We start from the raw sequence: 25,060 nt of genomic DNA on the forward strand, positions 1-25,060 counted from the left end.
AAAGCTTTACCCAGTAAAGCTCGCATCGAAAGCATGATCTAAAGCTCAAAATTACATGGATTTCGCTTTTTCGACCGCTTCTTCAATCGTACCTACAAACAGGAAAGCTGCCTCCGGAAGATCATCGTGCTTGCCTTCCAGAATCTCTTTGAAACTGCGCACAGTTTCTTTGATCGGTACATATTTGCCTTTAAAGCCGGTAAACTGCTCTGCCACATGGAAAGGCTGGGACAGGAAGCGTTCAACTTTACGGGCACGGGCTACAATAACCTTGTCTTCTTCACTCAGCTCATCCATACCCAGGATGGCGATGATGTCCTGAAGCTCGGTGTAGCGCTGCAGCAATTGCTTAACGCCTTGTGCGACGTTGTAATGCTCTTCGCCGACAATTTCGGGAGCCAGCATACGCGAACTGGAAGCCAGTGGATCCACCGCAGGGAAAATCCCCTTCTCGGAGATTTTACGCTCCAGGTTGGTCGTTGCATCCAAGTGGGCAAATGCCGTTGCCGGAGCCGGGTCAGTGTAATCGTCCGCCGGTACGTAGATCGCTTGAATGGAGGTAACGGAGCCTTTTTTGGTGGAAGTGATGCGCTCCTGCAATTGGCCCATTTCTGTTGCCAGCGTTGGCTGGTAACCTACCGCTGAAGGCATACGGCCGAGCAGGGCCGATACTTCGGAACCTGCTTGGGTAAAGCGGAATATATTATCGATAAAGAGCAGCGTATCACGGCCTTCCACATCACGGAAATACTCCGCCATGGTCAGACCGGTCAAGGCTACACGAAGGCGTGCGCCCGGCGGCTCATTCATTTGTCCAAACACCATGGCCGTCTTCTTGATAACGCCAGAGTCGGTCATTTCATGATAAAGGTCATTACCTTCACGGGTCCGTTCACCAACACCGGCGAATACGGAAATACCGCCGTGCTCTTGAGCGATGTTGTTGATCAGTTCCTGGATAGTTACCGTTTTACCTACACCGGCACCGCCGAAGAGGCCGATTTTACCGCCTTTGGCGTATGGGGCCAGCAGGTCGATAACCTTAATCCCGGTTTCCAGAATTTCCGCTTGGGTCGACAGTTCATCATAAGTCGGGGCAAGACGGTGAATCGGATTCTTCTCTGCGACAACCTCAGCACCGTTATCAATAGGGTTGCCAAGTACATTAAATACCCGGCCGAGTGTAGCTGCGCCAACGGGAACCGAAATCGGTCCACCCTGGTCAATTGCGTCCAATCCGCGAACCAGACCATCCGTGGACGACATGGCGATACAACGGACGAGATTGTCACCCAGGTGATTGGAAACTTCAAGCGTCAGATCAATAATGCGGCCGTTCTCCAAGCTGGTTTCAATCTTGATAGCGTTGAAAATCTTGGGCAACTGGCCGCGTTCGAATTCAATATCAACAACCGGACCCATAATGCTTACAACGCGTCCTTTGTTCATCTTCATTTCCCTCCTCGAAAGCTGTTACATTGAGAAGAAACGGCAGTGCTGTCTTCAGGAGTCTATGCCCCTGAAGCGAGCGGTACGTTGTATCGCTCTACGGCACCCGTTTCTTATAGATCAAGACTGCGCATTTGCTCCGGCAACGATCTCAGTAATTTCCTGCGTAATCGCCGCCTGACGGGCACGGTTGTACGTAAGTCTGAGGTCTCCGATCATTTTCGACGCGTTCTTAGTGGCACTGCCCATCGCTGTCATCTTCGCACCCAGCTCACTGGCTTTGCCGTCCAGAATTGCGCTATAAATCAAAGTTTCGGCATATTTTGGAAGCAGCACTTGCAGTACGCCTTCCGGTGAAGGTTCGTATTCATAGGCTGCACTTGCGCCTGTGTGCTCCTCACCCACTGCATCCATGGGGAGCAGACGGTCGACAGTTGGCACTTGGCTGATGGCATTCACAAACCGGTTATAGCAGATATAAAGCTCATCATATACACCTGTCTCAAACTGCTGAACCGCCGAGTAGGCGATCGATTTAATATCAGAGAATTTCGGTGTATCGGACAGCTCGGTAACTTCCTCTACAATCGGGTATTCACGGCGCCGCAAGAAATCACGGCCCTTACGGCCGATGACAAAGAGCGCATATTCGTCCTTGGAACTATGCCGCTCTGCCAGAAGCATCGTTACTTTACGCAGGATATTGGCATTGTATCCACCCGCGAGACCTCTATCGGAAGTAACAATAATATAGGCGGTCTTCTTCACGGGACGGCTGACCAGCATCGGATGCTGCAAGTCCTGTGTACCGGCAGCAATACTCGATACGACCTCTTTCAGCTTCTGTGAGTACGGACGGGCAGCTTCCGCTTTCTCCTGCGCTTTGCGCAGCTTGGAGGCGGCTACCATCTCCATTGCTTTAGTGATCTGTCTGGTGTTTTGAACGCTCTTGATTTGACGTTTAATATCACGCATACTTCTTGCCATGATTTCACCACCTTAAAGCTTTGACGAAGTCAAAGCTGACCTCGTAAGCATAAACTGAGCTTTGAAGAAGTCAAAGCTAACTTCGCAAGCATATATCAGAGCTCCGGCAGAGCCAAAGCCCGTTTCAAAGCATGGGTAGACAGTTATTTGCGATTAGCTGGTCGCGAAGCCTCTTTTGAACTTCTCGATCGCTTCTTTCAGTGCTGTCTCGTTGTCTGCCGTCAAATCCTTTGTATCAGTGATGGATTTGATAATGCCGGCAGCGCTGCTGTCGATGAACGCCAGGAATTCCTTCTCGAAGCGTTTTACGTCTTTGACAGGAATATCATCCAGGTGGCCTTTAACAGCGGTATACAAGCTGAGCACCTGATGTTCAACAGACAACGGCTGGTTTACGCCCTGTTTCAGAATCTCCATCATACGGGCACCGCGGTTCAGACGGGCTTGCGTAGACTTATCGAGATCGGAGCCAAACTGGGAGAATGCCTGGAGTTCGCGGTATTGGGCCAGATCCAGACGGAGTGAGCCGGCAACCTTCTTCATAGCTTTGATCTGCGCTGATCCCCCTACACGGGATACAGAGATACCGACGTTGATTGCCGGACGCTGACCGGAGTTGAACAGGTCGGATTCAAGGAAGATCTGGCCGTCTGTAATCGAAATTACATTCGTAGGAATGTAGGCCGAAACGTCAGAGGCTTGGGTTTCAATGAAAGGCAGTGCGGTTAATGAACCACCACCCAGCTCATCGCTGAGCTTAGCCGCACGTTCCAAAAGACGGGAGTGCAGATAGAAAACGTCACCCGGGAATGCTTCGCGGCCTGGTGGACGACGGAGCAGCAGGGACAGTTCGCGGTAAGCGGAGGCTTGCTTCGAAAGGTCATCATAAATGACAAGGACATGCTCGCCTTTGTACATGAAGTACTCGCCCATTGCACAACCTGAGTATGGAGCGATATAAAGCAGTGGGGACGGCTCGGAGGCCGACGCGGTTACAATAATTGTATACTCCAAAGCACCATGGCGGCGGAGTGTTTCTACAACCTGCGCCACTGTGGATTGTTTTTGACCAATGGCAACATAGATACATTTCATGCCGTTGCCCTTTTGGTTGATGATCGCATCAATTGCGATAGCTGTTTTACCAGTTTGACGGTCACCAATGATAAGCTCGCGTTGTCCGCGGCCAATCGGCACCATCGCGTCAATCGCTTTAAGACCGGTCTGCATCGGCTCATGAACCGATTTACGGTCGATAACACCCGGTGCATTGTTCTCTACCGGACGGAATTCCGTCGTATCAATCGGACCTTTGCCGTCCAGCGGCTGGCCGAGGGCATTCACTACACGTCCCAGCAGGGCTTCGCCCACCGGTACCTGCATAATTTGTCCCGTGCGTTTAACTTGATCGCCTTCACGAATCTCCGTATACTCACCCAGAATAACAACACCGACGTTGCTTTCTTCCAGATTGAGCGCCATGCCCACTACTCCGTTGGAGAACTCCAGCAACTCGCCTGCCATTGCGTTTTCCAGACCGTAGACACGGGCGATACCGTCTCCGACTTGAATGACGGTGCCAATTTCGGCCACTTCGATATCGGCTTTATATTGCTCAATTTGACTTTTGATCAAAGTGCTGATCTCTTCAGGTCTGATGCCCAATATCCTCACCCCTATCTTCTATGCTTATCGTTAAAAGATTTCTCGAGACGCTCCAGTTTGCCGGACAAACTGCCGTCATACAGCGTATCGCCGATTACGACCTTAAGTCCGCCCAGCAGGCTCTTATCCACGAGATTCGTAACACGAATCTTGCGTTTAGTAAGCTCGCTGAATTCTGCGGCCACAGTATCCTGCTCTTCTTGACTAAGCGCATAAGCAGAGTACACTGTAGCATCGCCGATACCGAGGGCGTCTCCTTCAATTTTGATGTATGTTTCCAGCAGCTCAGCAAAAATATCGGTTCTGCCCCGCTCAACCAGCAATTCCACCATGTTCATCACCGTTGGAGAGAGCTTATCCTGAAATGCTGTGCGAAGCACCTTCAGCTTGTCGGACTTGGAGATGCGCGGTGCATGAATGAACCGTTTCACCTCTTGATCGAGATGCAGTACCTCGACTACTGTCTTCAGCTGTTCTTCCACTTCAAGCGTAATGCCTTTCTCCACCGCTGCACCGTACAATGCTCTGGCGTAGCGCCCAGCAACTACCGTATCGCGGCTCATGAGCGGCCTCCTACCTCTTTGAGGTATTGATCGACAAGCTGTTCCTGCTCGCCGTCAGCCTTGACTTCTTTTTCAAGCAGCTTGGAAGCAATGCGGACCGAAGCCGTTCCAAGCTCGCTGCGCAGGGCTTCCACAGCCTTGTTCTTTTCGTTGGAAATATCGCGGACAGCCTCGTCCTTAAGACGTGCAGCCTCAGCTTTAGCTTGATCCATAAGCCGGTCTGCCTGATTGCTGCTTGTGGCCTGGGATTGTTGAATGATCTGTTGTGCCTCTTGACGCGCCTGCTGCAGAGCCTGCTTCTGTTCTTCTACATAAGCGACCGCCTGCTCTCTGGTCTTAGCTGCTTCATCCATCTGCTGCATCACCAGTTCACGGCGTTTCTCCATAACTGCGAATAATTTGCTGAATGCAAATTTGCTGAGCAGGAAGTAGAGAATTACAAATGCGGCAATTGAAAAAACTATATTCGTCCAAACTATAGTCACTGTGGTCACTCCTTTCCGTTACCGCGGTGTGCGGACATATACAAAAGTAAGGCGCGGATGGCACTTGCCCTCCCCGCCAAACCGTAAGAACGGTTTATTAAGTAAACATGATCAGGAATGCAATAACTGTTGCGGCGAGCGGAATTACTTCGACGATACCTACACCGATAAACATTGTTGTCTGCAGTGCGTTACGTGCTTCCGGTTGACGAGCGATGGATTCTACCGTTTTGCTGACGATCATACCGTTACCAAGACCTGCACCGAGTGCGCCCAAACCAACCGCGATTGCTGCTGCCAAAAATTCCATTTGTAAATATCCTCCTTTAATTTTGAATCATTTAGTAGTTGTTTAATGATATAAAAATCTCCCGCGAAGAGTATTCCGGCGGCTGCCGCTTTCCTCACGGCAGTTCATTAATGTGCTTCTTCCTCGTGGATCGTCATCTGCGCGATGTACACCATCGTCAGAATCGTAAAGATAAATGCCTGAAGCGCTCCTACAAAGATACTGAAGCCTTGCCAGATTGCCAAGAATGGAATACTGAGGAATCCCAGCTTCAGAATAACCGTGATCAAAACCTCGCCGGCAAAAATGTTGGCAAATAGACGGATGGCAAGCGCCACCGGCTTCGCCAGGTTCTCAATAATGTTCAGCGGCAAGAAAATTGGAAACGGCTCAATGTAGTGTTTGAAATAATGTTTACCATTCAGCTTAACGCCGAGGTAGTTCATCAATACAAACACGATGATCGCCAGCCCTGCGGTGACATTGATATCGGCAGTCGGCGATTTATACCACAAGATCTCCGCATGCTCGCCATGCGCCAAGTTTTTGGTCGCTTCGATTACATGTCCGAAGATGTACACCGGTTTATCAGCTTCAGTGATGAAGGAAAACGGCAGACCCAGGAGATTGGAGACAAAGATAAACAATATCAGCGTCAATCCCAGTGAAATGTAAGGTTTCCCTTTCTTCAGGTCCATGGCACTGCTGATGACTCCCTGTACAAATTCCACCACCCACTCCATAAAGTTCTGAAGTTTGGACGGATTCTCAACGGACAGGTTGCGGACAGACATCATTACCAATATGAACACTACCAGCGAACTGATTAAAAGCATCAGAACAGCGGATAAATCAATCGGTATTCCGCCGAAATAGATTAATGGCATTTCATGCATAGTATCATCCCCCTTTCTCTTTAATCTGGCTACAACTTATTCCTAATACCTAAATATATCCCCACAGGAATAGAGAGAAGCTGGGGAATGAACAGGCCGGCAATGGTTGCCTCCAGCGAGAAATGCTCGATCTTGACCGAGAACATGGTGACCAGAATCGCAAAACAGATCCGTGTAAGAAAACCAAGGCTGAATGCCTTCCCCTCGTGGTTTGCAGCCGACTTTGTTACCCGCCTTACTTTGGCGGCAAGATAACGAAAGTTGACCAATCCCGCTAACAAACCAAGCGTCATTCCCAGTGTCACGGTACGGGTCTCATGATGAAGTGCCCATCCCATTAACAATCCGGCCATCACAACGAGAGTAATCCTTGTAACGGAATTGATCATGGGAGTCATATTATCCATTTTGCTCCCCCAGAAATTTTTTGATTAGCAGGACGACGTTAACGATCCCGAGAAGCATCCCGGTGATTGTACCGATGGCCAGCCAGGATGTGGGGCCGTCCATCTGGTTCTGCAGCCATCTTGCCGCAAAAAAACCTATAATAATGTAAGCGGCAAGCAAAGTGCCTGCACTTCCGATGACTAAAGCGGTCCGTCCCAGTCCGGCTTCGTCCTTTTGTTCCTTCATAGGCTACAATCCCAACTAATTTTACTGAATATCCAGACTCTTTGTCAATTCATTGAAAATTGCTCAAAAGCGCTTGAAAACATGAAAATAATCACAGCAAAGCCTACCAAAACCATATAAACCGTACAGTTTCACTGTATGCTGTTTTTATTCACTTTAGTATATTAGTCGTTGTGCCTTTAATTATTAGTTGTGAACATTCTGTGAAATTCCTCAGGACGTTCTTCAACGGCTCCAAAATGGTGCAAAATCGCATTGACAATTCTCTCGGAGGCTTTGCCGTCTCCATACGGGTTGGCGGCCCGGCTCATCGACTGATACAGATTCTGATCGGTCAAAAGAGCATATGTCCGTTGATACACCTTCTCCTCGTCCGTTCCCACAAGCTCCAATGTTCCGGCTTCGATCCCTTCCGGGCGCTCGGTTGTATCACGCAGCACAAGCACAGGAACTCCAAAGGAGGGAGCTTCCTCCTGCAGGCCGCCGGAGTCGGTCAAAATCAGGTGGGTATGCGGATAAAAATTATGCAGATCAACGACATCCAGCGGATCAATCAGCTTAATTCTCGGGTGTCCGCCCAGTATCTCATGCGCCGGTTCCTTGACTGCCGGACTCGGATGCACGGGATAAACAATGGCTACATCTTCAAATTCATCAGCGATTCTTTTGACAGCACGGAAAATATGACGGTGCGGTTCGCCTTGAGATTCTCTGCGGTGCGCCGTCATTAAAATTAGTCTTTTTCCTGAAGCAAAATCCAGTACAGGATGCCGGTAGTCCGGCTGTACGGTATATTGAAACACATCGGTAACTGTATTGCCTGTGATATAAATGCTTGACTCTTTTTTGTTCTCGTGTCTCAAATTCCCTGCTGACAAATCTGTCGGAGCAAAGTGCAGATCCGCAAGGACTCCCGTAAGCTGGCGGTTCATTTCCTCAGGATACGGGGACAATTTATTCCAGGTCCGAAGTCCCGCCTCAACATGTCCTACTTGAATTTGCTGCAGGAAAGAGGCATAACTGGCCAGGAAAGTCGTCAATGTATCTCCATGCACCAGCACGAGATCAGGTTTGGCCTCACGCAGTACAGGTTCAAGCCCTTCCAGTACCCGAATGGTGATTTCATTCAACGTCTGGCGGTCCTTCATCACATCCAGATCGTAGTCAGGAGTGATTTTAAAGACCTCGAGCACCTGATCCAGCAGCTCACGGTGCTGCGCGGTCACACATACAACAGATTCGATGTGCTCGGGATGCCTGTTCAGTTCCAGGACCAGAGGCGCCATCTTGATCGCCTCGGGGCGCACTCCGAAAATCGTCATTACTTTAATTTTGGACATAACCCCCAGCCTCTCTTCTAAAATAGATGCTTGTTTTACGTTTATTCTATATTACTTCTCTAGAGATTATTTGGTTCCATATAACCGGTCTCCGGCATCGCCAAGCCCCGGAATGATATATCCGTGTTCATTCAGATGGTCATCCAGTGCTGCCACATAGATATCCACATCAGGATGGGCTGCTTGTACAGCGGCGACACCTTCAGGGGCGGCAATCAGATTCATCATCTTAATTTGAGTACAGCCGCGGTTCTTCAAAGAAGTGATTGCTGCAATTGCAGAGCCGCCTGTTGCCAGCATCGGGTCGATAACGATCAATTCCCGTTCCTGCACATCCGTAGGAAGCTTAATGTAATATTCGACAGGCTGAAGGGTTTCCGGATCACGGAACAAGCCGACATGTCCTACTTTAGCTGCCGGAAGCAGCTTCAGAACGCCTTCAAGCATTCCCAGCCCGGCCCGCAGGATCGGTACCAAGCCCAGCATTCTTCCTGAGATAACCTTGCCCTGTGTTTCGGCCACCGGCGTCTGCACAGTAATTGTCTCCAGCGGAATATCCCGCGTGATTTCGTAAGCCATCAGTGTAGCAACTTCATCGACATGCTCTCTGAATTCTTTCGTGTTGGTCCGCACATCGCGAATAAATGTTAGTTTGTGCTGAATCAAAGGATGATCGCAAATCACCAATTTTCCCATTTCTGTCCCTCCGGTAATTGTGAGTCTTGTTCGCCATAGAAAGCGCTTTTGCTTCTTCCGTGGCTAAATCCTGTCTATTATATCATCACCGGAGGCTCTTTTCACCTACGATGACTGAGTCCTTTTCATGGAAGCATAAACAAAGGCAAGCTATTCTTTCCAGTACAGTCAGGAAAATACGGAGTACTTTGGAAATAGAGTGCGCTTTAGTTTGTTCTATTTGCTGCATTTAATACTATTCACATTTTTTTCACTTATTTTGTTGAAAACTCCATGAACTTTCATGAATATTTCATGACAACATCAGTCTGTTTTCAATTCTAATATGTGAACATTATGTCACATGAAGACTTCGCTTCTTTATATCATCTTCCAAAAAAACCCCCGAAGCAGCCGGGATACCGGCGCAACGGAGGCGAAAGCTTTAAGCTCGGAATAGTCTGATCGCAAAGTGGATATTTAGTACTGGAGACCCGGATAAATCGGGTATTGATCCGTAAGCTGGGCGACCTCACGGGCCGCTTCAGTCAATTTAGCTTCATCCTTCGGATTCTTCAGCACGTTTGCGATAATGCGGCCGATTGTTACCATAGCCTGCTCGTCCATGCCGCGGGAAGTAACCGCAGGTGTTCCGATCCGGATGCCGCTGGTTACAAATGGGCTGGTAGGATCAAACGGGATTGCATTTTTGTTCACGGTAATACCGATGGAATCCAGTACTTTCTCCGCATCTTTTCCGGTAATGCTCAGATTGCGGGTATCCAGCAGCATCAGATGGTTGTCCGTACCGCCGGAAACGATGTTAACTCCTTCTCCGATCAGCGTCTCCGCAAGTACTTTAGCGTTCTTCACCACATTCTCGGCATAGGTCTTGAAGGATGGCTGCAATGCTTCGCCGAAGGAAACCGCTTTGGAGGCAATCACATGCATCAGCGGTCCGCCTTGGGAACCAGGGAATACAGCTTTATCAATGGCCGCGGCCCATGGCTGTCTGCAGAGAATCATGCCTCCGCGCGGACCACGCAAGGTTTTGTGCGTTGTTGTAGTAACGAAGTGGGCATGCGGAACCGGACTCGGATGAATACCCGCAGCAACCAGCCCGGCGATATGAGCCATATCGACCATGAACAGTGCACCTACGTCATTCGCAATGGAACCGAGTGCTGCAAAATCAATCGTCCGCGGATACGCACTTGCACCGGCTACAATCAATTTAGGACGGTGTTTGAAGGCGGCTTTGCGCACTTCATCATAATCGATCAGGAATGTGTCTTCCTGCACACCATAAGCAACAAAGTTATAAAGCAAGCCGGACGCGTTCACAGGACTGCCGTGTGTCAAATGGCCGCCATGCGCCAGGTTCATCCCCAGTACAGTATCGCCAGGATTCAGCGCGGCAAGATAAACCGCCATATTAGCCTGAGCACCGGAATGCGGCTGCACATTGACATGTTCGGCGCCAAACAGTTGTTTGGCACGGTCGCGGGCCAGATTCTCCACGATATCTACATCTTCACAACCGCCATAGTAACGTTTGCCAGGATAACCTTCGGCGTATTTATTCGTCAGTACGGAGCCCATGGCCTCCATTACTGCTTCACTGACGATATTTTCCGAAGCGATAAGCTCAATGTTGGCACGCTGACGGCTTAGTTCCAGTCCCATAGCTTCCAGTACTGCAGGGTCACTCTTACGCAATTGTTCCATAATTTTTGATTTCCTCCCTAGTGCTTAGTTTATGTTGTACTTATTTAATCCCTGATTGTTAATGTATTGCCTAAAAGCTGCTGCTCTGCTTAATCACAGAGCTGTGCACCACTGGTTTCCGGTGTACGGTATACCGCACGTTCGCCGCCGATAAGAGGCGGTCTGCTCCAGGCCGCATTGACTCTGGCCGAACCAATATAGCGCAAACTCGGGCGAAACGGAACCGCTACCCGGCGCAGATGCATGCCGATCAGCGTCTCACCGATGTCAATCCCGGCATGGGCTTCCACCGTTTCAGCCAAAACAGGGGCGGACATCGAGCGGTACGCTGCGGCAGCCATTGAACCGCCGGCTCCCGGTATCGGCACCGCCGAAACCTCCCTCAGTCCGAGCGACTCCAGCAAAGAACGCTCCATGACAAGCGAACGGTTCAAATGCTCACAGCATTGGTATACGGGATGAAACCCCCGTTTATCAGCAACCTGGCGAACACCCTGCAGCAGTTGCTCTGCCACTTCAAGCGCCCCGCCGGTTCCAATCCGGACGCCGGCTACTTCGCTTGTACTGACTCCAACGACCAGGATTTTTCCCGGCCCCAGCTTGCCGGCTTCCGCCAGTTCGCCTACGACTGCTGCGGTGGCAGCAGCCAAGGAAAGCTCAGTCCCCGCCGGTTCCACCCCTTCCCCGGCTGGACTGCCGGGAGCGCGTTCTTCCCAAGAGTCCTGCTTCATGACTTCATCCATCACTTCTGCCTCCTCAACGTTGACTGCAACTCATTTCAAGCCAAAACCGTGTTTTTACTGCAGAGGTACCGCTGCGCCACAGCAGGGAATGAACGCTGAAAGATGGTGCGCAGCTTAATCTTACATATACTTTAAACAAAAAAGAGCAGTCCGCAGGAAGCTGCGGATGTGCTCTTTTGCCCAGGCGACCGGCCGTTTATTCCAGTGCTCCATCGTGGTTTGATCCACATTTGTCGCCAGTTACACCGGAACCGGATAATATTTATTTCATCTTAAAGGAAAGGCTGCGAAAAATCAACCTTCTTTACAAACGGCGTAAGGATTCCAATTTATCGAGCAGATTGTAAAGAGCGGTACGGATTTCCGCCGCTGCCAGTTCATAATCCTCACGGGAACCGCCATAAGGGTCGGTAATATCAAAGCTTGGAATGCGCTGGCGGATCTCGATTATCCGCTGCAAATCGGCCGCCTTCGGCTCACCGCCCAATGCTATGCTTAGTTCCGCATCTGCATACAAGCTGTCCAGCTCCTGAATATCACTATTAACCGCCTCTTCATCATGGACATATTCTTTCAAGGTATACGTCTTCGTAACCGCGCTAGGAAAATATTGCAGCAAATGCCGTTTATGCCCGCCCGTCAGGGTCAGCACCAGATCCGCCCAGGACACCATCTCTGCGTTCAGCTGTGAGGAGATAATCTGATCATTAATGCCCTCTTCCCGCAAGATTGCTCCAGCGTGTCTGGATATGGAAGTGCCGGAAATGGCGGATACGCCTGCAGACCGCACTTCCAGCTCGATTCCGCGTTCCTTCGCAAGTTTCCGCAGAAGCCCTTCAGCCATAGGACTGCGGCATGTATTCCCGGTGCAGACGAATAAAATATGCAGCATGCTTTCCACCTCCAAATATAATATAAAATAAATTTCTTTTGCCGTTATTGTATCAGAAGATGAACAGCAATCCAAACGCCAGCAGGATCGCTCCGCCCAGCGCCTCCCCGTAATCGCCCAGCCCACGGCTGACCCGTCTGCCCAGCAGCAGACCGGTAATCGCCATAAGTCCCCCGCAGGCGCCAAAAGCCAGAACAGTTAAAACTATGCTATTCACAAACATGCCAAGCGATACCCCGACTGAAAAAGAGTCCACGCTTACACTCAGTGAGATAAGCAGCATGCCCCAGAAGGTCTGGTGATCCATAGACCGCGTTCCAACATGACCGGCCCGGAAAGAGTTAAACACCATATGTCCGCCGAGCAGAATTAACAGCCCTCCGGCTGCGAAAGTTGTTACCTGGCCAAGCAGATGTCCCACATAGCTGCCGGTAAACAAGCCAAGCAGCGGCATCAGCACATGAAAAAAAGCAATAAGCAGGCTGAGATGCAGCACATGCAAAAGACGGATGCCTTTCATCCCGATTCCTACACCGAGCGAAAATGCGTCCATCCCGAGTGCGATTGCCATAATGGCAATCGTTACAAGCTGGCCCCAGCCAGCATATTCCCCTGCTATGCCCATGCCTATACCCCCAAAGTCCGATAGTCTTGTACAACAACGATATGCGGACAAGACGGCAATCATGACTGAGCGGGAGAGGCCGGAGGCGGGAAAGCCGCTGGGTGAAAGGATTCCGGTTAAAAATCAGGCGGCCGGGAGGGACTCGACCGGCATTGCACCGGACCTTGGTGCCCCTGCGGGACTTCAACGCAGGGCACTCTGTGAGCGGAGCCGGAAATTATCCGGCGTCGATCACGGATCCACCGGCTGCTTTCATCAGCCGGTTCATGATGGCTGCGCCGAGCCCGGCCTCCGGGCAAGCCTCGGCCAGGATGTAGGTCGCTCCCGCTTCATCGAAGCGCCGCAACGCGGCATACAGGGAGCGCGCTCCTTCCTCCGGCGAGTCCAGCGAGCCGAGGGAAACGACGCAGGCGGCCGGAACGGCGGGATACAGGGCCCGGTGCTCCTCGAAGAGGAGCAGGCCCGTCACTTCGCCGTTCCGCTGCGCCGCCTGCAGCAGATCTGCGGCAGTTTCCGCCACGCGCTGCGGGGAAACGCCGCGCACTACGCCCAGCCAGCCGCGCGGGGCGTAGTGCGTGTACTTCATGCCCGGCGCGCGCGGCGCCGGGCTGTTGTTACCGGCGGCCTGCACCGCGCCGGCAGGCTGGCCGGAGGCGGAGCCGGTACCGGCGTCCGCTTCGGCCCGGGCCGTGGACGGGCCGGCTGCAGCGCCGGCAAAGTCCACGGCAGCAGCCGGGGCGGTGTCCACAGCCCCGGCACCCGCAACCGCAGCCAGCTGCTCGGCGGTAATGCCGCCGGGACGGAGCACAGCGACCGTCCCGTCCGGCTGGACCTGCACGACGGTCGACTCCAGGCCGACCCCGGCGGCACCGCCGTCCAGAACCCCGCCGATGTATCCGGCGAGGTCTTCCATCACGTGGGCGGCCAGTGTCGGACTTGGCCGCCCGGAACGGTTGGCGCTGGGCGCGGCAACCGGGCAGCCGGCTGCGCTCAGCAGCGCGAGCGCAAGCGGATGGTCAGGCATACGCACGCCGACCGTATCAAGCCCGGCCGTCACCAGTGGAGACAACACGCCGGGCCGAACCGGGAGTACGAGCGTCAGCGGACCGGGCCAAAATGCGTCGATCAATGCCGCGCCCACCGGATGCACTTCCGTCACAAGGTCATCCAGATCCGCCCGCTGCGCAATATGCACGATTAGAGGATTGTCGGAAGGGCGCCCTTTGGCCGCAAAAACCGCCTCTACTGCAGAGGTATTCCGGGCATCCGCGCCAAGCCCGTACACCGTCTCGGTCGGAAATGCGACCGTTCCGCCTTCGCGCAGCATGGCTGCAGCCGCCGTGATCGCCCGCTCATCCGCCTCACTCCGCAGCACCGGAGCCGCAGCCGGGTGATCTCCAGTTTTCTTTACGGAATCCAGTTCCCAGTAAACCGTATTCTTTATGTTTCCGCTCCGGCGCTGGGCCGCGAACGGGTAATCTTTCTGCTCTGTCATTTTTCATCACCTTATCATCTCTTTAAATCTCAAAAGCGGCCCCACCAGGTGGGGCCGCAGCAAATCCGCTCAAGTTCATCCTATATCGTAACATATCTCGCAACCACGAGCCAGAAAGACTAATATCTGCTCAAGACCATAATCCGCTGATCCAGCTCCACAGATTGTGCAGCAGTTCCCAGATAAAGAACCGCACTTTCGGGGCCGAAGCTTGTTCATCCCCATTGCCATTCTCAGCCGAAACGGTTGTCACCTTGCCCGCTTCCGCAGCCTTCACCTTGGCTCCATCCTCAGCTCCAGCAGCGGAAACGGTCTTTGCTCCTTTGGAGGAGGCAGCCGCATCTCCTGAGCCTGCATCAATGAAGCATAACGGCGGAAACAGTACACACCACCAGTTCTGCCCTTTGCCTGCACCGAGCGTAACCCGTACCGCTTCATATTCCCCAGCCGGATACACCGTACCACCGTACATTTTGGTCGGGAAAGGAACCACACCCAGTTCCACCTTATAGTTGTACTCAATCCCCCGCTTTTCCAGTTCGTCCGCGACAAGCGCATTCAGTTCCGGCAGATGGCCCCGGATCAATGTCCGCGCCTGCTCCAGGCTCTGGGGATCTTCCAGTTCCGCTACCCACTGGTTCATTTGTTCAACAATGGAGTCCCGGATCTGGCGTTTGACCAGCTGATCGCCCGTTATATCCGAGTTCGCCAGAATACGCAGACGGATCGAATCCTGAGGAATAGTAACCTCCGCTATCGCCGCATCACTTTTTTGCCCTTCCCAGGCCATCATCAGGATCATAAAAAAACAAACTAAAATGGCAGTATACTTAACGGTTACGCGCAAGGAATCCTGTATTCCCGGTTTATTGACATCCATCTCCAGCAGCCCCTCTCCCTATGAAACTCTTATGTCCCTAGTATGTCCAGGGAAGAGAGGCTGCAAACCTAACAATCTATTAATTTATAATTAGCAGTTCGATATCCGCTATTTCACGAATGGAATCATGCTGCTTAATTTGCTGGCAGGGGCTGAGGGAGCGGCAAGCATCGGCAGATCCTCTTCCATATCCTGTCCGTATAAAAGCACACTCATGGCAATGCCCATGCTGGCCATATTAATCAGAATCGAGGTTCCTCCAAAACTGATGAAGGGCAGGGTAATTCCCGTCAGCGGCATTAAACCGATATAAGCCCCGATATTCTCCAGAATCTGATACAACAGCATGGCTACAATCCCTACGATGAGAAACGGCCCTGCGCGGTCCCTGCTGACAAGGGCTATCAGAATCAACCGGTGAATCAGGATAAAATAGAGCAGCAGCAGTACAGCCGATCCAACAAATCCAAATTCCTCCGCGATCTGCACAAAAATCGATTCCGAATACAAATAAGGCACCATATTGTTCTGCACGGAGTTTCCCTCCAGGTACCCCTCTCCGTTCATCCCTCCGGAAGCAATGGCAATCTTGGCATTCCGGGTCTGATAACTCGCATCCTTGCTCGCCACATCAGGAACGAGCCAAGGATCGAAGCGTCTGATAAAATGATCGCGCCCCAGGGTTTCTTTAATAAAAACTACTGCTTGATCATGATAGTTAATATAGGTCAAAATAAAACCGGTCGCCGAGCCTCCGATAATAAGCAGCCCAATCAGGGCATGTGAAAATTTAATATGGCCAATCCACAGGACGCCTAACAGAATTATGAGATAGCTCAGCGCATTGCCAAGGTCGTTCTGGCTGATGACAAGAAGAAAGGGAACCAGTGCGATCAGACTGAGCGGCACGACATCCCGCCAGAACAGCAGCTGATTTTTATTTTTGCGTACCAGCACAGCTGCCAGAAAAATAATCAGAATCAGCTTGAACAGCTCGGCAGGCTGAAAGCTTAATTCACCGACTCCGATCCACCCCTGGCCCCCGTTCTTCACCTTTCCAAAGAAGCTGACCATCAGCAGAATCCCAATGCCTATAATATAAATAAACAGTGCATATTTAACGAGCAGGCGGTAATCAAATATCATCAGCACGGCAAAGCCAACAAAACCCACCCCATAATATTTGATCATTCGAATATGCATTCCGCCCATGCCTTCTCTTCCCTGGGTGACACTATATATAGAAAAGATACTGATACACATCAGCAAGAGCAGAATAACAATGATGACGCCGTCAATTTTTTTGAGCCTTTGCAGCATAGGGCGAACTCCTTAAGTTATCCGGATTTTGGACTTATGTACAACACAACCACACAGTATAGCAGCCACTTATTCCCATTGTAAAACATTTTACAGCCCGGATACAATTTTATAGTTTAGGCCCATAATCATCCTGATCACTCACATTCCCATTTCGAAGCTAATCATAGAAAAAAACCGCCGGAGTTCATCTGCATAGATGTTCTCCAGCGGTTTGTTATTTAGCAGTGAAACTATCCCTGCTTGGCAGGGGGAGGGTATAAAGTAGATGTCGGCAAATCCTCCTCAACATCCTGTCCATGCAGCCGCACGCTCATGACGAGGCCAATACTGGCCATATTAATCATAAGCGAGGTCCCTCCGTAGCTGACGAACGGCAATGTGATTCCGGTAAGCGGCATTAAACCGATAAAAGCCCCGATATTCTCAAAGATTTGATACAGCATCATTGCGACAATCCCTACAATCAGGAAAGGCCCGCCCCGGTCTTTGCACTCCAGCGCAATCAGGATCATCCGGTGAATCAGAATAAAATAAAGCAGCAGCAGCAGCGCCGAGCCGACAAAGCCGAATTCCTCGGCAATCGCGACAAAGATGGAGTCGGAATAGGTGTACGGTACACGGTCCGTCTGTACCGAAGTCCCCTTCATATACCCTTCGCCGCTCATACCGCCCGAGGCAATTGCCAATTTGGCGTTTTTGGTATGATAACTCGCTTTGGCCGTTGCTTTATCGGGCACAAGCCAAGGATCAAACCGTTCAATCCAGTGTGACCGTCCAATATCGTCAAGGAACCCTTTTATCTCATCGTGATAGTGAATATAGCTCATAATCCCTGCGGTAGCAGCGCTGGCTATTACGAGCAGTCCAATGAGCGCATGTGAGAATTTGATATTGCCGATCCATAGCAGCCCTACCAGAATCACAAGATAAGAAAGCGCGTTACCCAGGTCATTCTGGCTGATGACGATCATAAACGGCAGCAATGTAAGCAGGCCTAGTGGCACGACATCACTCCAGAAGCGGAGTTTGTTCCTGTTCTTGCGGACAAGCACGGCCGCTAGAAAAAGAATCAGGATCAGCTTGAATAGCTCCGCGGGCTGTAGACTGAATCCTCCAAACTTAATCCAGCCCTGGGCACCATTCTGCTCTGCGCCCACAAAGCTGACCAGAACCAGAATTCCAATCCCTGTAATATAAATATACAAAGCGTATTTAACGAGTATCCGGTAATCCACAAACGTCAGTCCGACAAAAGCAATAATGCCGAGCACATAAAATTTGATCATCCGGAGATGTGCCCCGTCCAGTTTTTCCCTTCCATGCGTGACGCTGTATATGGAAAAAATGCTGACGACCATCAACAGCACTAGAATCATTACGATGACGCCGTCAATCTTTTTAATCTTCTGAAGCATATTCTGTCTCCTTACTCTGTACTGGTTCTTCCAGATTCATGCCTGCAGGGAAGTTCCGTCAAAATCTATTGTAAAGGAAGGGGCAGCAAAAATAAAATTCCATCTTCTAACACTTAACTTTCCTGCTTCCTATCGTGCGATGCCCAGCACATGGCGCGGAATTCCGGCGAGATCGTCAACGGTCACGATCTCGTTCCAGTGGCCCGCCGCCTCAAGCAGCGCGGCCACCTGCCCGGCCTGGCCTTGGCCGAGCTCAAAGCCGACCAGCCGCGGCGGGGCCGGGAGCAGCGGCAGCTGCTCCATCATGCGGCGGTAAGGGTCAAGCCCGTCATCGCCGCCATCCAGCGCGGTGCGCGGCTCATGGTCGCGCACTTCGCGCTGCAGCCCGGCGATGTCGCCGCCGGGAATATACGGCGGGTTGGAGACGAGAATATCCGTCTCCATCCCCGCAAACGGCTCGAGCAGATCGCCGAGCCGCAGGTCCACCGCCGAGCCGTGCCGCAACGCGTTGCGCGCGGCTACCGCCAGTGCGCCCGGCGAAATATCGCCGGCGCAGACCACCCACGCCGGCGCTTCCGCCGCCAGCGTGACGGAGATCGCCCCGCTGCCGGCGCCGATATCGACGGCGGTCAGCGGACGGGCGGCGCGAGCGTCCCCTGCGCCGCTGCCGGGGCTGGCTTCTTTGCCGCCTGCCTCTCTGGGTGCAGCCGCTTCAGCTCCGGCTGCACCGCCTGCATGCACGGAGCTGTCAACAGCTCCCCGCGTTTCTCCCGTTCCTGCATTTACCATCCCGTCCGGCCACAGCTCCATAGCGTAACGCAAGATAGCTTCGACGAGCAGCTCTGTCTCCGGCCGGGGGATCAGCACATCGGGCGTTACCTCAAAGGCCCGTCCGTAAAATTCCTGCTCGCCAATAATATACTGCACCGGTTCCCCAGCCGCGCGGCGGGTAATTCCGGCTTCCCAGGCATCCTTCACCGCTGCCGGAAAAGGATCAGCCAGCGCCATATAATACGCCGCCCCGGTCAGGCCCAGCACATGCTCCAGCAGAAGCTGCGCACTGCGCTGCGGCTCAACGCATCCATGTCCGGCCAAAAAAGAAGAAGCCTCCGCAAAGGCTTCCCGGATGCTTTGCACGTAAGGCATGACATAAGAGTCGTGTTTCAAAGCATTATTCTCCTTTTTCCATCAATTCCGCTTGTTCCGCAATAGACAGTGCTGAGATAATCTCGGTAATATCTCCGTTCATTACTTGTTCCAGACGGTGCAGCGTAAGTCCGATCCGGTGATCGGTAACCCGGCTCTGCGGGAAGTTGTACGTACGGATACGCTCACTGCGGTCACCTGTGCCGACCTTGCTCTTCCGCTCTCCGGAATATTTAGCTTCCTCTTCCTGGCGTTTCAGATCTGAGATCCGGGCCCGCAGCACTTGCAGCGCTTTTTCCTTATTGGAGTTCTGCGATTTACCATCCTGACAGGTAGCCACGATGCCTGTAGGCACATGGGTTACGCGTACGGCAGACTTGGTAGTATTAACGGACTGTCCGCCCGCACCACTGGAGCAGAAGGTGTCGACACGGATGTCTTTATCATGAATCTCGATCTCAAATTCTTCAGCTTCAGGCATAACTGCAACGGTAGAAGTAGACGTATGGATACGTCCCCCTGATTCCGTCGTAGGAATACGCTGCACACGGTGTGCTCCGCTTTCGAATTTCATTTTGCTGTAGGCACCACGGCCGTTAATAAGGAAGATGACCTCCTTGAAGCCGCCCAGGTCATTTGTATTCACATCCATCAGCTCTACGCGCCAGCCTTGTGCGTCTGCATAACGGGTATACATGCGGTAGAGATCGGAGGCAAACAGAGCCGCTTCGTCTCCGCCGGCAGCGCCGCGGATTTCCACAATTACGTTCTTCTCATCATTAGGATCTTTAGGCAGCAGCAGAAGGCGGATCTTCTCCTCCAGCACGGTCTGGCGTGAGGACAGGTCATCGATTTCCATCTTGACCATTTCCTTCATTTCATCATCGAGCTTCTCAGCCTGCATCATCTTTGCCGCTTCCAGCTCTTCCATTACATTCTTATATTCGGTATAAGCCTCAAAAGCAGGCTGCAAATCAGATTGTTCTTTGGAATAGTCCCTCAGTTTCTTACTGTCGTTTGCAACATCCGGGTCACAAAGCAGTTCACTGAGTTTCTCATAGCGGTCCGCCAGGGATTGCAATCGGTCCAACAAGGGAATTCACCTCTCCTGATTCAATTTCATATTCAATAAATAATGTTTACATTATTAGATATAATGAAAATAGATATACGACTTTATATTATACCACCGATTATGCCAATTGGCTACAGTGCCCCCGTATAGATTTGAGGGATTTTTATAAAAGGGAGCCATCCGAAGGTGAACATTCACCCCGAAATGGCTCCCCTTCTTGACGTTTAAACGCAAAGCAAAGACTGTTTATACATGTTATACGTTGAAACGGAAATGCATGACATCGCCGTCCTGTACCAGATATTCCTTACCTTCCAGACGCAGCTGTCCGCGTTCCTTGGCACCGTTCATCGAACCTGCGGCTACCAGATCAGCATACGCTACAACTTCCGCCCGGATGAAACCGCGCTCGAAGTCGGTATGAATGACACCGGCTGCGCCAGGCGCTTTTGTTCCGCGGCGGATGGTCCAGGCACGAACCTCTTGCACGCCGGCTGTGAAATACGTATACAATCCCAGCAGCTTGTAGGCTGCTTTGATCAGGCGGTTCAGGCCGGATTCCTGCAAACCCAGCTCTTCAAGGAACATCGCCTTGTCTTCACCTTCCAGCTCGGCAATTTCCGCTTCCACTTTGGCGCTGATAGGCACAACCTCTGCATTCTCAGCAGCAGCAAACTCACGGACCTGTTGGACGTACGGGTTATTGTCGGCACTGGACACTTCATCTTCGCCCACATTCGCCGCATACAGCACCGGCTTCAAGGTCAACAGATGCAGATCGCGCACGATCAGGAGCTCATCATCGGACAATTCTACACTGCGTGCTGGTTTATCTTCGTACAGGGCTTCCTTGATTCGTTCCAGCAGTTCAACTTCCTGGGCATATTTCTTGTCGCCGCCCTTGATATTTTTGCGGGACCGCTCAATCCGTTTCTCAAGGCTTTCCAGATCTGCCAGAATCAGCTCCAGGTTAATCGTCTGGATATCGCTGATCGGGTTCACTTTACCGTCCACATGCGTTACGTTCTCATCCACAAAGCAGCGTACGACATGAACAATGGCATCCACTTCACGGATGTGGGCCAGAAACTTGTTGCCAAGACCTTCGCCTTTACTCGCGCCGCGCACAAGTCCGGCAATATCCACAAATTCAAAAGCAGTCGGAACTGTCTTGTTCGGCTGCACCAGCTCGGTCAGCTTATCCAGACGTTCATCCGGCACTTCTACAACACCGACGTTAGGGTCAATCGTACAGAAAGGATAGTTTGCGGATTCTGCTCCCGCTTGCGTAATTGCATTAAATAAAGTGGATTTACCAACATTTGGAAGTCCAACAATTCCAGCTTTCAAAGCCATTTATATGACAACTCCTATTTTCGGTTGTATTGATCGCCCGCATAATTACTGACTTGATCTAAACCATTATATATTAGAACAAAATCTCCAGCAACAGCGGATGTCCGGGGGATGTGTCAGATAAAGGGCGGAGGCGGCAGGCTTTTCGCTGCGCATGGCGGTTAAACGGCTGGCATTAGATAGCCGTGCTTATTGCCGTGAGGCAGCCAGCTCCAGTGCCTTCTGGATCGCTTCGTCTTTGTGCCAGTCTCTGTTTTTTTCGGCATTCACAACAGCATCGGGCATGGTCTTGAATTCATCATTAGCGGATCCATCTGCAGTCAGACCAAGAACCACCGGAAAGTTGAGCACAAATCCGCTATTAGGCAGAGCAGCGATAAGCGGTGTGGCCCCGATGCCGTCCCCACCCGTTTTCTCACCCACCAGGGTAGCAAACCCCGTGCTTTTAGCAAAGGTCGCCAAGCTCTCCGATGAGGAGTAAACGTTCCTGTCAACGAGCAAGTAGATCTCGCCTTTAAATCCTACAGGGTCGGGAGTAATATCATAGGTATTCACAAAATAAGATTTGAAATCCGTCATAGCTTCAGGTGGAAGCTTCGGCAGCTTTTCCTGCTCCAGTCCCTTAACGGGCACCTCCCCAAACCCTCTGCTTGCCAGAAACGGCTGCTCGTAATCCCCGCCTCTGAAGAGCAAATATTCTTTATACGGGAGTTTTTTATCCGTAAGCTTTGCTACAATATTGCTCATCCAGTACCACTGATCTCCACCACCGTTGCCCCGTATGTCGAGGATAAGCGTTGGATAGTCCTTGATCTCGCTTAAAAAATCCGCAATGGCCGGCCCATCCTGTTCTGTGTATTCCGTCCCGAAACTTTCCACCTGCAAATAAGCCGATTTCCCGGGTTCAAGGATTCGGTGGAAAAGGGTGGAGGATTCTGTGGGTTCAGCCTGACTTCCACGGCTGCTCTCCCCAGGTGTGGCCGCAGCTTCGACAGCCCCGTAACGATCCTTTACCTGTTTCTGCTCCAAGATATCGCTCCATGGTTTATAGACAGGATTGCCATCAAAGATCTGCCGGTAATACTGGTACGTTTCTTTTTCCAGCATATAAGTATGTCCATTGTGCAAATCCGCAAGGATTTCATTTAATGCCCCATAGAACTGAAGGTCCGTCGGAGTTTCTTCAGCTTTCTCCAAATACTTATCTTTGTCCGCCAGCCAGTCGACACCATTTGCCCGCTTGTTTACTTCAAAAAACGGATAGTTTTCCTGCAGAATCTTGTACATGTATTCAAAATCCTCATGTTTCTGCTCTCTGGTCAAGGTGGATTCGGCCGAAAGTGCGGTTGCCGGAACTGCAGAAGGTGCAGCAGCAACCTCTGCCGCAGCGGTCCCGGGACCGGATCCTGAATCAGGATAGGCGGCAGCACCATCCGGATTGCCCGAATTCCCGCCATTACAGCCGGTCAAGGCCAATAAGAGAATAAGGCTTAAACCTACCGTTGCTCTGTTAGAATGAATTGTCTTTTGCATAATTTATCTCTCCTTAATAAAGACAATCATATTTTCCTTTTCATCCGAATTAAATCAGATAAGTCACATTTTTCTAATCCAAAGCGTTCTGGAGAACGCCAAAAAAGACCCCTTTACGAGGTCTCTGTGTGCTGCGATGAGCCGGGCTTCTTAAAGCGTTTTGGACATGGTGATGTCCGTAACGAGGTAGCCCATCTTTTTGTACAACTCGAAAGCGCGGTTGTTCTGTCCGAAGACATGCAGGCCGATTTTGGAAACACCCATCTCCCGGGCAGACTCATCAAGCGCATGCAGGGCCTGTTTGCCATAACCTTTGCCCTGATACGGCTCAAAAATATAAATATCATAGATGAAAGCTTCCCGTCCGGTGCGTGCTTCCGTTACATTAAACCAGATATAACCGGCCTGAGTATTGCTTTCTGTTTCCATAACAGAATACAGGTAGGCCCCGTCTGTGTGAAGTCCTTTGGGCAGGAAACGCACCATCTCTTCCTGAGACTGCCTGAGCGCAGTCTCGGCATCCCATGCCCCCGCTTTGATCTTATCCTCCGCATAATCGCGGGTCGATTGACTCCAGAAAAATTGAAAAGCCATTTCGTCCATTTGGACTAATTTAATCATGATTTGTGATCCTTCCTTACTCCATAATCTTCGCTCGCCCCTACTTGCGGATCAGTCGCGGGTTGCCGCGCAGAGCTGCAAGATCCGGCGCGCCAATGCCGAACATCGCCGTCCTTAGCTCCAGCTCCACCTGTGCCAGCGCATGGTCCAGCGCTTCCTCAGACTGCACTGCCGGGCCCAGCAGATTCCGGCCGAAGCCGGCCAGATCAGCGCCAAGCGCCAGCGCCTTCGCCGCATCTACTCCATGCCTCAGCCCGCCGCTGCCGATAAGCGCGCCCTGCGGTGAAGCCGCCCGCACCTCGGCAATACATTCGGCGGTGGGAATTCCCCAGTCGGCAAAGGCCTCCGCCGCCGCGCGCCGCACCGGATCGCTGCTGCGGAACTTCTCGACCTGGCTCCAGGAGGTGCCGCCTGCACCGGCCACATCGATAAAAGCCGCACCGGCATTGTACAGCCTGACCGCTGTCTCGCCGTCGATGCCCCAGCCGACTTCTTTCACGCCTACCGGCACCTCAAGCGTCCGGCATACCTTCTCGATCTCTTGAAGCAGGAAAGCAAAACCTGTGTTGCCTTCCGGCTGAAACACCTCCTGCAGCCCGTTCAGGTGCAGCACCAGCCAGTCGGCGCCGGCAATCTCCACCGCCCGGCGGCATTCTTCCACGCCAAAGCCATAGCTTAGCTGCACAGCGCCAATATTGGCGATAACCGGAATTCCCGGGGCCATGCTGCGTACATGAAAGGTCTCGGCCAGCTCAGAGCGTTCCACAGCCGCACGCACCGAACCTACACCAAGCGCCCAGCCCCGGCGCTCGGCTGCTTCCGCCAGCCGGGCATTGATTGCCCCGGTAGCTTTGCTCCCGCCGGTCATGGAGCTGATCAGCAGCGGTGTGCGCAGCTCCCTCCCCAAGAAGGTCGTACGCAGCGCGATATCATCAAAGTTCAGCTCCGGAAGCGCATTATGCCGGAACCGGTAATGCTCGAACCCGCCCGTTATCCCGGTGCCGCCGACCTCCTCGTTCAGGCAGAGGCGCACATGCTCAATTTTACGCTCACCCGTTGTGGATGAAGGCAGCAGAGATGTATGCCCTGCACTGTCTGCAGTCTGCGGATCTCCGCCAGGCTCCGGGCTGAACCGTTCCTTTACTTGCCGGGGCCCTTCATCCTGCGGCATATGATTCATCCTGACTCCCTCCATTTCCATAGCATGCTTCATTATAGCATCGCCGCAGAGCAATTTACAGAAAGG

25 protein-coding genes and 1 riboswitch are annotated in these 25,060 nt (G+C 51.9%); all 25 genes read right to left on the minus strand.

From position 1 onward, the window contains the following. Positions 1 to 51 precede the first annotated feature (51 nt). The 25 genes from atpD to fni all read right to left on the minus strand — a co-directional run bounded on the left by atpD (position 52) and on the right by fni (position 24,994). The gene (atpD, locus tag NSS79_RS31605; protein ID WP_342437451.1) at positions 52 to 1,449 is read right to left on the minus strand and encodes a F0F1 ATP synthase subunit beta; all 1,398 of its coding nucleotides are present in this window, start codon (positions 1,447 to 1,449) and stop codon (positions 52 to 54) included. A gap of 120 nt (positions 1,450 to 1,569) precedes the next feature. Next, positions 1,570 to 2,436 (minus strand): ATP synthase F1 subunit gamma, encoded by an 867-nt coding sequence (gene atpG / locus NSS79_RS31610; protein WP_038597413.1) that lies wholly within the window; start codon positions 2,434 to 2,436, stop codon positions 1,570 to 1,572. A 153-nt stretch (positions 2,437 to 2,589) separates the two neighbouring features. Continuing rightward, a complete protein-coding gene (gene atpA, locus NSS79_RS31615; RefSeq protein WP_342437452.1) occupies positions 2,590 to 4,101 on the minus strand; it encodes a F0F1 ATP synthase subunit alpha in 1,512 nt (503 codons plus the stop codon). An 11-nt stretch (positions 4,102 to 4,112) separates the two neighbouring features. Continuing rightward, positions 4,113 to 4,664, minus strand: coding sequence for a F0F1 ATP synthase subunit delta (locus NSS79_RS31620; protein ID WP_038597419.1), 552 nt, complete (start codon positions 4,662 to 4,664; stop codon positions 4,113 to 4,115). Beyond that, the gene (gene atpF / locus NSS79_RS31625) at positions 4,661 to 5,149 is read right to left on the minus strand and encodes a F0F1 ATP synthase subunit B (RefSeq protein ID WP_038597421.1); all 489 of its coding nucleotides are present in this window, start codon (positions 5,147 to 5,149) and stop codon (positions 4,661 to 4,663) included. Before atpF ends, NSS79_RS31620 begins: the two co-directional genes overlap by 4 nt. 97 nt (positions 5,150 to 5,246) lie before the next feature. Further along, positions 5,247 to 5,459, minus strand: a complete 213-nt coding sequence (gene atpE / locus NSS79_RS31630; protein ID WP_036699216.1) for a F0F1 ATP synthase subunit C — start codon at positions 5,457 to 5,459, stop codon at positions 5,247 to 5,249. Between the two features lie 107 nt (positions 5,460 to 5,566). Beyond that, on the minus strand, positions 5,567 to 6,334 hold the full coding sequence (gene atpB / locus NSS79_RS31635) for a F0F1 ATP synthase subunit A (RefSeq protein WP_038597425.1): 768 nt from the start codon (positions 6,332 to 6,334) through the stop codon (positions 5,567 to 5,569). 29 nt (positions 6,335 to 6,363) lie between these two features. Then, positions 6,364 to 6,741 (minus strand): ATP synthase subunit I, encoded by a 378-nt coding sequence (locus NSS79_RS31640; protein WP_342437453.1) that lies wholly within the window; start codon positions 6,739 to 6,741, stop codon positions 6,364 to 6,366. Beyond that, positions 6,734 to 6,967 (minus strand): AtpZ/AtpI family protein, encoded by a 234-nt coding sequence (locus tag NSS79_RS31645; protein ID WP_342437454.1) that lies wholly within the window; start codon positions 6,965 to 6,967, stop codon positions 6,734 to 6,736. Before NSS79_RS31645 ends, NSS79_RS31640 begins: the two co-directional genes overlap by 8 nt. Before the next feature lie 179 nt (positions 6,968 to 7,146). After that, positions 7,147 to 8,307: a UDP-N-acetylglucosamine 2-epimerase (non-hydrolyzing) gene (gene wecB, locus NSS79_RS31650; protein WP_342437455.1), complete on the minus strand. Its 1,161-nt coding sequence runs from the start codon at positions 8,305 to 8,307 to the stop codon at positions 7,147 to 7,149. Between the two features lie 66 nt (positions 8,308 to 8,373). Next, positions 8,374 to 9,003: a uracil phosphoribosyltransferase gene (upp, locus tag NSS79_RS31655; protein WP_038597434.1), complete on the minus strand. Its 630-nt coding sequence runs from the start codon at positions 9,001 to 9,003 to the stop codon at positions 8,374 to 8,376. A 459-nt stretch (positions 9,004 to 9,462) separates the two neighbouring features. Further along, entirely contained in the window at positions 9,463 to 10,713 is a 1,251-nt protein-coding gene (glyA, locus tag NSS79_RS31660; protein ID WP_342440478.1) for a serine hydroxymethyltransferase, read from the minus strand. 86 nt (positions 10,714 to 10,799) lie between these two features. Then, positions 10,800 to 11,453: a TIGR01440 family protein gene (locus NSS79_RS31665; protein WP_342437456.1), complete on the minus strand. Its 654-nt coding sequence runs from the start codon at positions 11,451 to 11,453 to the stop codon at positions 10,800 to 10,802. A gap of 171 nt (positions 11,454 to 11,624) precedes the next feature. Beyond that, a riboswitch (ZMP/ZTP riboswitch) is annotated at positions 11,625 to 11,707 on the minus strand. 50 nt (positions 11,708 to 11,757) lie between these two features. Continuing rightward, positions 11,758 to 12,345, minus strand: a complete 588-nt coding sequence (locus NSS79_RS31670) for a low molecular weight protein arginine phosphatase (RefSeq protein WP_342437457.1) — start codon at positions 12,343 to 12,345, stop codon at positions 11,758 to 11,760. Positions 12,346 to 12,397: 52 nt separating this feature from the next. Then, positions 12,398 to 12,970, minus strand: coding sequence for a manganese efflux pump (locus tag NSS79_RS31675; protein ID WP_038597443.1), 573 nt, complete (start codon positions 12,968 to 12,970; stop codon positions 12,398 to 12,400). 217 nt (positions 12,971 to 13,187) lie between these two features. Further along, positions 13,188 to 14,465 (minus strand): L-threonylcarbamoyladenylate synthase, encoded by a 1,278-nt coding sequence (locus NSS79_RS31680; RefSeq protein ID WP_342437458.1) that lies wholly within the window; start codon positions 14,463 to 14,465, stop codon positions 13,188 to 13,190. 130 nt (positions 14,466 to 14,595) lie between these two features. After that, positions 14,596 to 15,345 carry a stage II sporulation protein R gene (gene spoIIR, locus NSS79_RS31685; RefSeq protein WP_342437459.1) on the minus strand — a complete coding sequence of 250 codons (750 nt, stop codon included), beginning with the start codon at positions 15,343 to 15,345 and terminating at the stop codon, positions 14,596 to 14,598. Between the two features lie 108 nt (positions 15,346 to 15,453). Next, on the minus strand, positions 15,454 to 16,665 hold the full coding sequence (locus NSS79_RS31690; RefSeq protein WP_342437460.1) for an FtsW/RodA/SpoVE family cell cycle protein: 1,212 nt from the start codon (positions 16,663 to 16,665) through the stop codon (positions 15,454 to 15,456). Between the two features lie 233 nt (positions 16,666 to 16,898). Then, positions 16,899 to 18,083 (minus strand): FtsW/RodA/SpoVE family cell cycle protein, encoded by a 1,185-nt coding sequence (locus tag NSS79_RS31695; RefSeq protein ID WP_038597451.1) that lies wholly within the window; start codon positions 18,081 to 18,083, stop codon positions 16,899 to 16,901. A 129-nt stretch (positions 18,084 to 18,212) separates the two neighbouring features. Beyond that, positions 18,213 to 19,229, minus strand: a complete 1,017-nt coding sequence (locus NSS79_RS31700) for a HemK/PrmC family methyltransferase (protein WP_342440479.1) — start codon at positions 19,227 to 19,229, stop codon at positions 18,213 to 18,215. A 25-nt stretch (positions 19,230 to 19,254) separates the two neighbouring features. Beyond that, positions 19,255 to 20,322 (minus strand): peptide chain release factor 1, encoded by a 1,068-nt coding sequence (gene prfA / locus NSS79_RS31705; protein ID WP_076109669.1) that lies wholly within the window; start codon positions 20,320 to 20,322, stop codon positions 19,255 to 19,257. Positions 20,323 to 20,559: 237 nt separating this feature from the next. Then, entirely contained in the window at positions 20,560 to 21,660 is a 1,101-nt protein-coding gene (gene ychF, locus NSS79_RS31710; RefSeq protein ID WP_038597457.1) for a redox-regulated ATPase YchF, read from the minus strand. A 189-nt stretch (positions 21,661 to 21,849) separates the two neighbouring features. Further along, positions 21,850 to 23,193 carry a S41 family peptidase gene (locus tag NSS79_RS31715; protein ID WP_342437461.1) on the minus strand — a complete coding sequence of 448 codons (1,344 nt, stop codon included), beginning with the start codon at positions 23,191 to 23,193 and terminating at the stop codon, positions 21,850 to 21,852. A 150-nt stretch (positions 23,194 to 23,343) separates the two neighbouring features. Further along, positions 23,344 to 23,814, minus strand: coding sequence for a GNAT family N-acetyltransferase (locus NSS79_RS31720; RefSeq protein WP_342437462.1), 471 nt, complete (start codon positions 23,812 to 23,814; stop codon positions 23,344 to 23,346). Positions 23,815 to 23,854: 40 nt separating this feature from the next. Continuing rightward, a complete protein-coding gene (gene fni, locus NSS79_RS31725) occupies positions 23,855 to 24,994 on the minus strand; it encodes a type 2 isopentenyl-diphosphate Delta-isomerase (protein ID WP_342437463.1) in 1,140 nt (379 codons plus the stop codon). Positions 24,995 to 25,060: the final 66 nt, after the last annotated feature.

This window comes from Paenibacillus sp. FSL L8-0436, assembly GCF_038593025.1.
Lineage (GTDB): Bacteria > Bacillota > Bacilli > Paenibacillales > Paenibacillaceae > Paenibacillus_AQ.

Bases quoted from the DNA above. Each gene is read 5' to 3' on its own strand.
- ychF (WP_038597457.1), bottom strand. From the start codon at position 21,660: ATGGCTTTGAAAGCTGGAATTGTTGGACTTCCAAATGTTGGTAAATCC.
- NSS79_RS31645 (WP_342437454.1), bottom strand. From the start codon at position 6,967: ATGAAGGAACAAAAGGACGAAGCCGGACTGGGACGGACCGCTTTAGTC.
- atpD (WP_342437451.1), bottom strand. From the start codon at position 1,449: ATGAACAAAGGACGCGTTGTAAGCATTATGGGTCCGGTTGTTGATATT.
- atpG (WP_038597413.1), bottom strand. From the start codon at position 2,436: ATGGCAAGAAGTATGCGTGATATTAAACGTCAAATCAAGAGCGTTCAA.
- NSS79_RS31620 (WP_038597419.1), bottom strand. From the start codon at position 4,664: ATGAGCCGCGATACGGTAGTTGCTGGGCGCTACGCCAGAGCATTGTAC.
- NSS79_RS31640 (WP_342437453.1), bottom strand. From the start codon at position 6,741: ATGGATAATATGACTCCCATGATCAATTCCGTTACAAGGATTACTCTC.
- NSS79_RS31715 (WP_342437461.1), bottom strand. From the start codon at position 23,193: ATGCAAAAGACAATTCATTCTAACAGAGCAACGGTAGGTTTAAGCCTT.
- wecB (WP_342437455.1), bottom strand. From the start codon at position 8,307: ATGTCCAAAATTAAAGTAATGACGATTTTCGGAGTGCGCCCCGAGGCG.
- atpB (WP_038597425.1), bottom strand. From the start codon at position 6,334: ATGCATGAAATGCCATTAATCTATTTCGGCGGAATACCGATTGATTTA.
- NSS79_RS31675 (WP_038597443.1), bottom strand. From the start codon at position 12,970: ATGGGCATAGCAGGGGAATATGCTGGCTGGGGCCAGCTTGTAACGATT.
- upp (WP_038597434.1), bottom strand. From the start codon at position 9,003: ATGGGAAAATTGGTGATTTGCGATCATCCTTTGATTCAGCACAAACTA.
- NSS79_RS31720 (WP_342437462.1), bottom strand. From the start codon at position 23,814: ATGATTAAATTAGTCCAAATGGACGAAATGGCTTTTCAATTTTTCTGG.
- NSS79_RS31680 (WP_342437458.1), bottom strand. From the start codon at position 14,465: ATGACAGAGCAGAAAGATTACCCGTTCGCGGCCCAGCGCCGGAGCGGA.
- NSS79_RS31695 (WP_038597451.1), bottom strand. From the start codon at position 18,083: ATGCTTCAGAAGATTAAAAAGATTGACGGCGTCATCGTAATGATTCTA.
- atpE (WP_036699216.1), bottom strand. From the start codon at position 5,459: ATGGAATTTTTGGCAGCAGCAATCGCGGTTGGTTTGGGCGCACTCGGT.
- NSS79_RS31665 (WP_342437456.1), bottom strand. From the start codon at position 11,453: ATGGATGAAGTCATGAAGCAGGACTCTTGGGAAGAACGCGCTCCCGGC.
- NSS79_RS31670 (WP_342437457.1), bottom strand. From the start codon at position 12,345: ATGCTGCATATTTTATTCGTCTGCACCGGGAATACATGCCGCAGTCCT.
- fni (WP_342437463.1), bottom strand. From the start codon at position 24,994: ATGAATCATATGCCGCAGGATGAAGGGCCCCGGCAAGTAAAGGAACGG.
- NSS79_RS31690 (WP_342437460.1), bottom strand. From the start codon at position 16,665: ATGCTGCAAAGGCTCAAAAAAATTGACGGCGTCATCATTGTTATTCTG.
- NSS79_RS31700 (WP_342440479.1), bottom strand. From the start codon at position 19,229: ATGCCTTACGTGCAAAGCATCCGGGAAGCCTTTGCGGAGGCTTCTTCT.
- spoIIR (WP_342437459.1), bottom strand. From the start codon at position 15,345: ATGGATGTCAATAAACCGGGAATACAGGATTCCTTGCGCGTAACCGTT.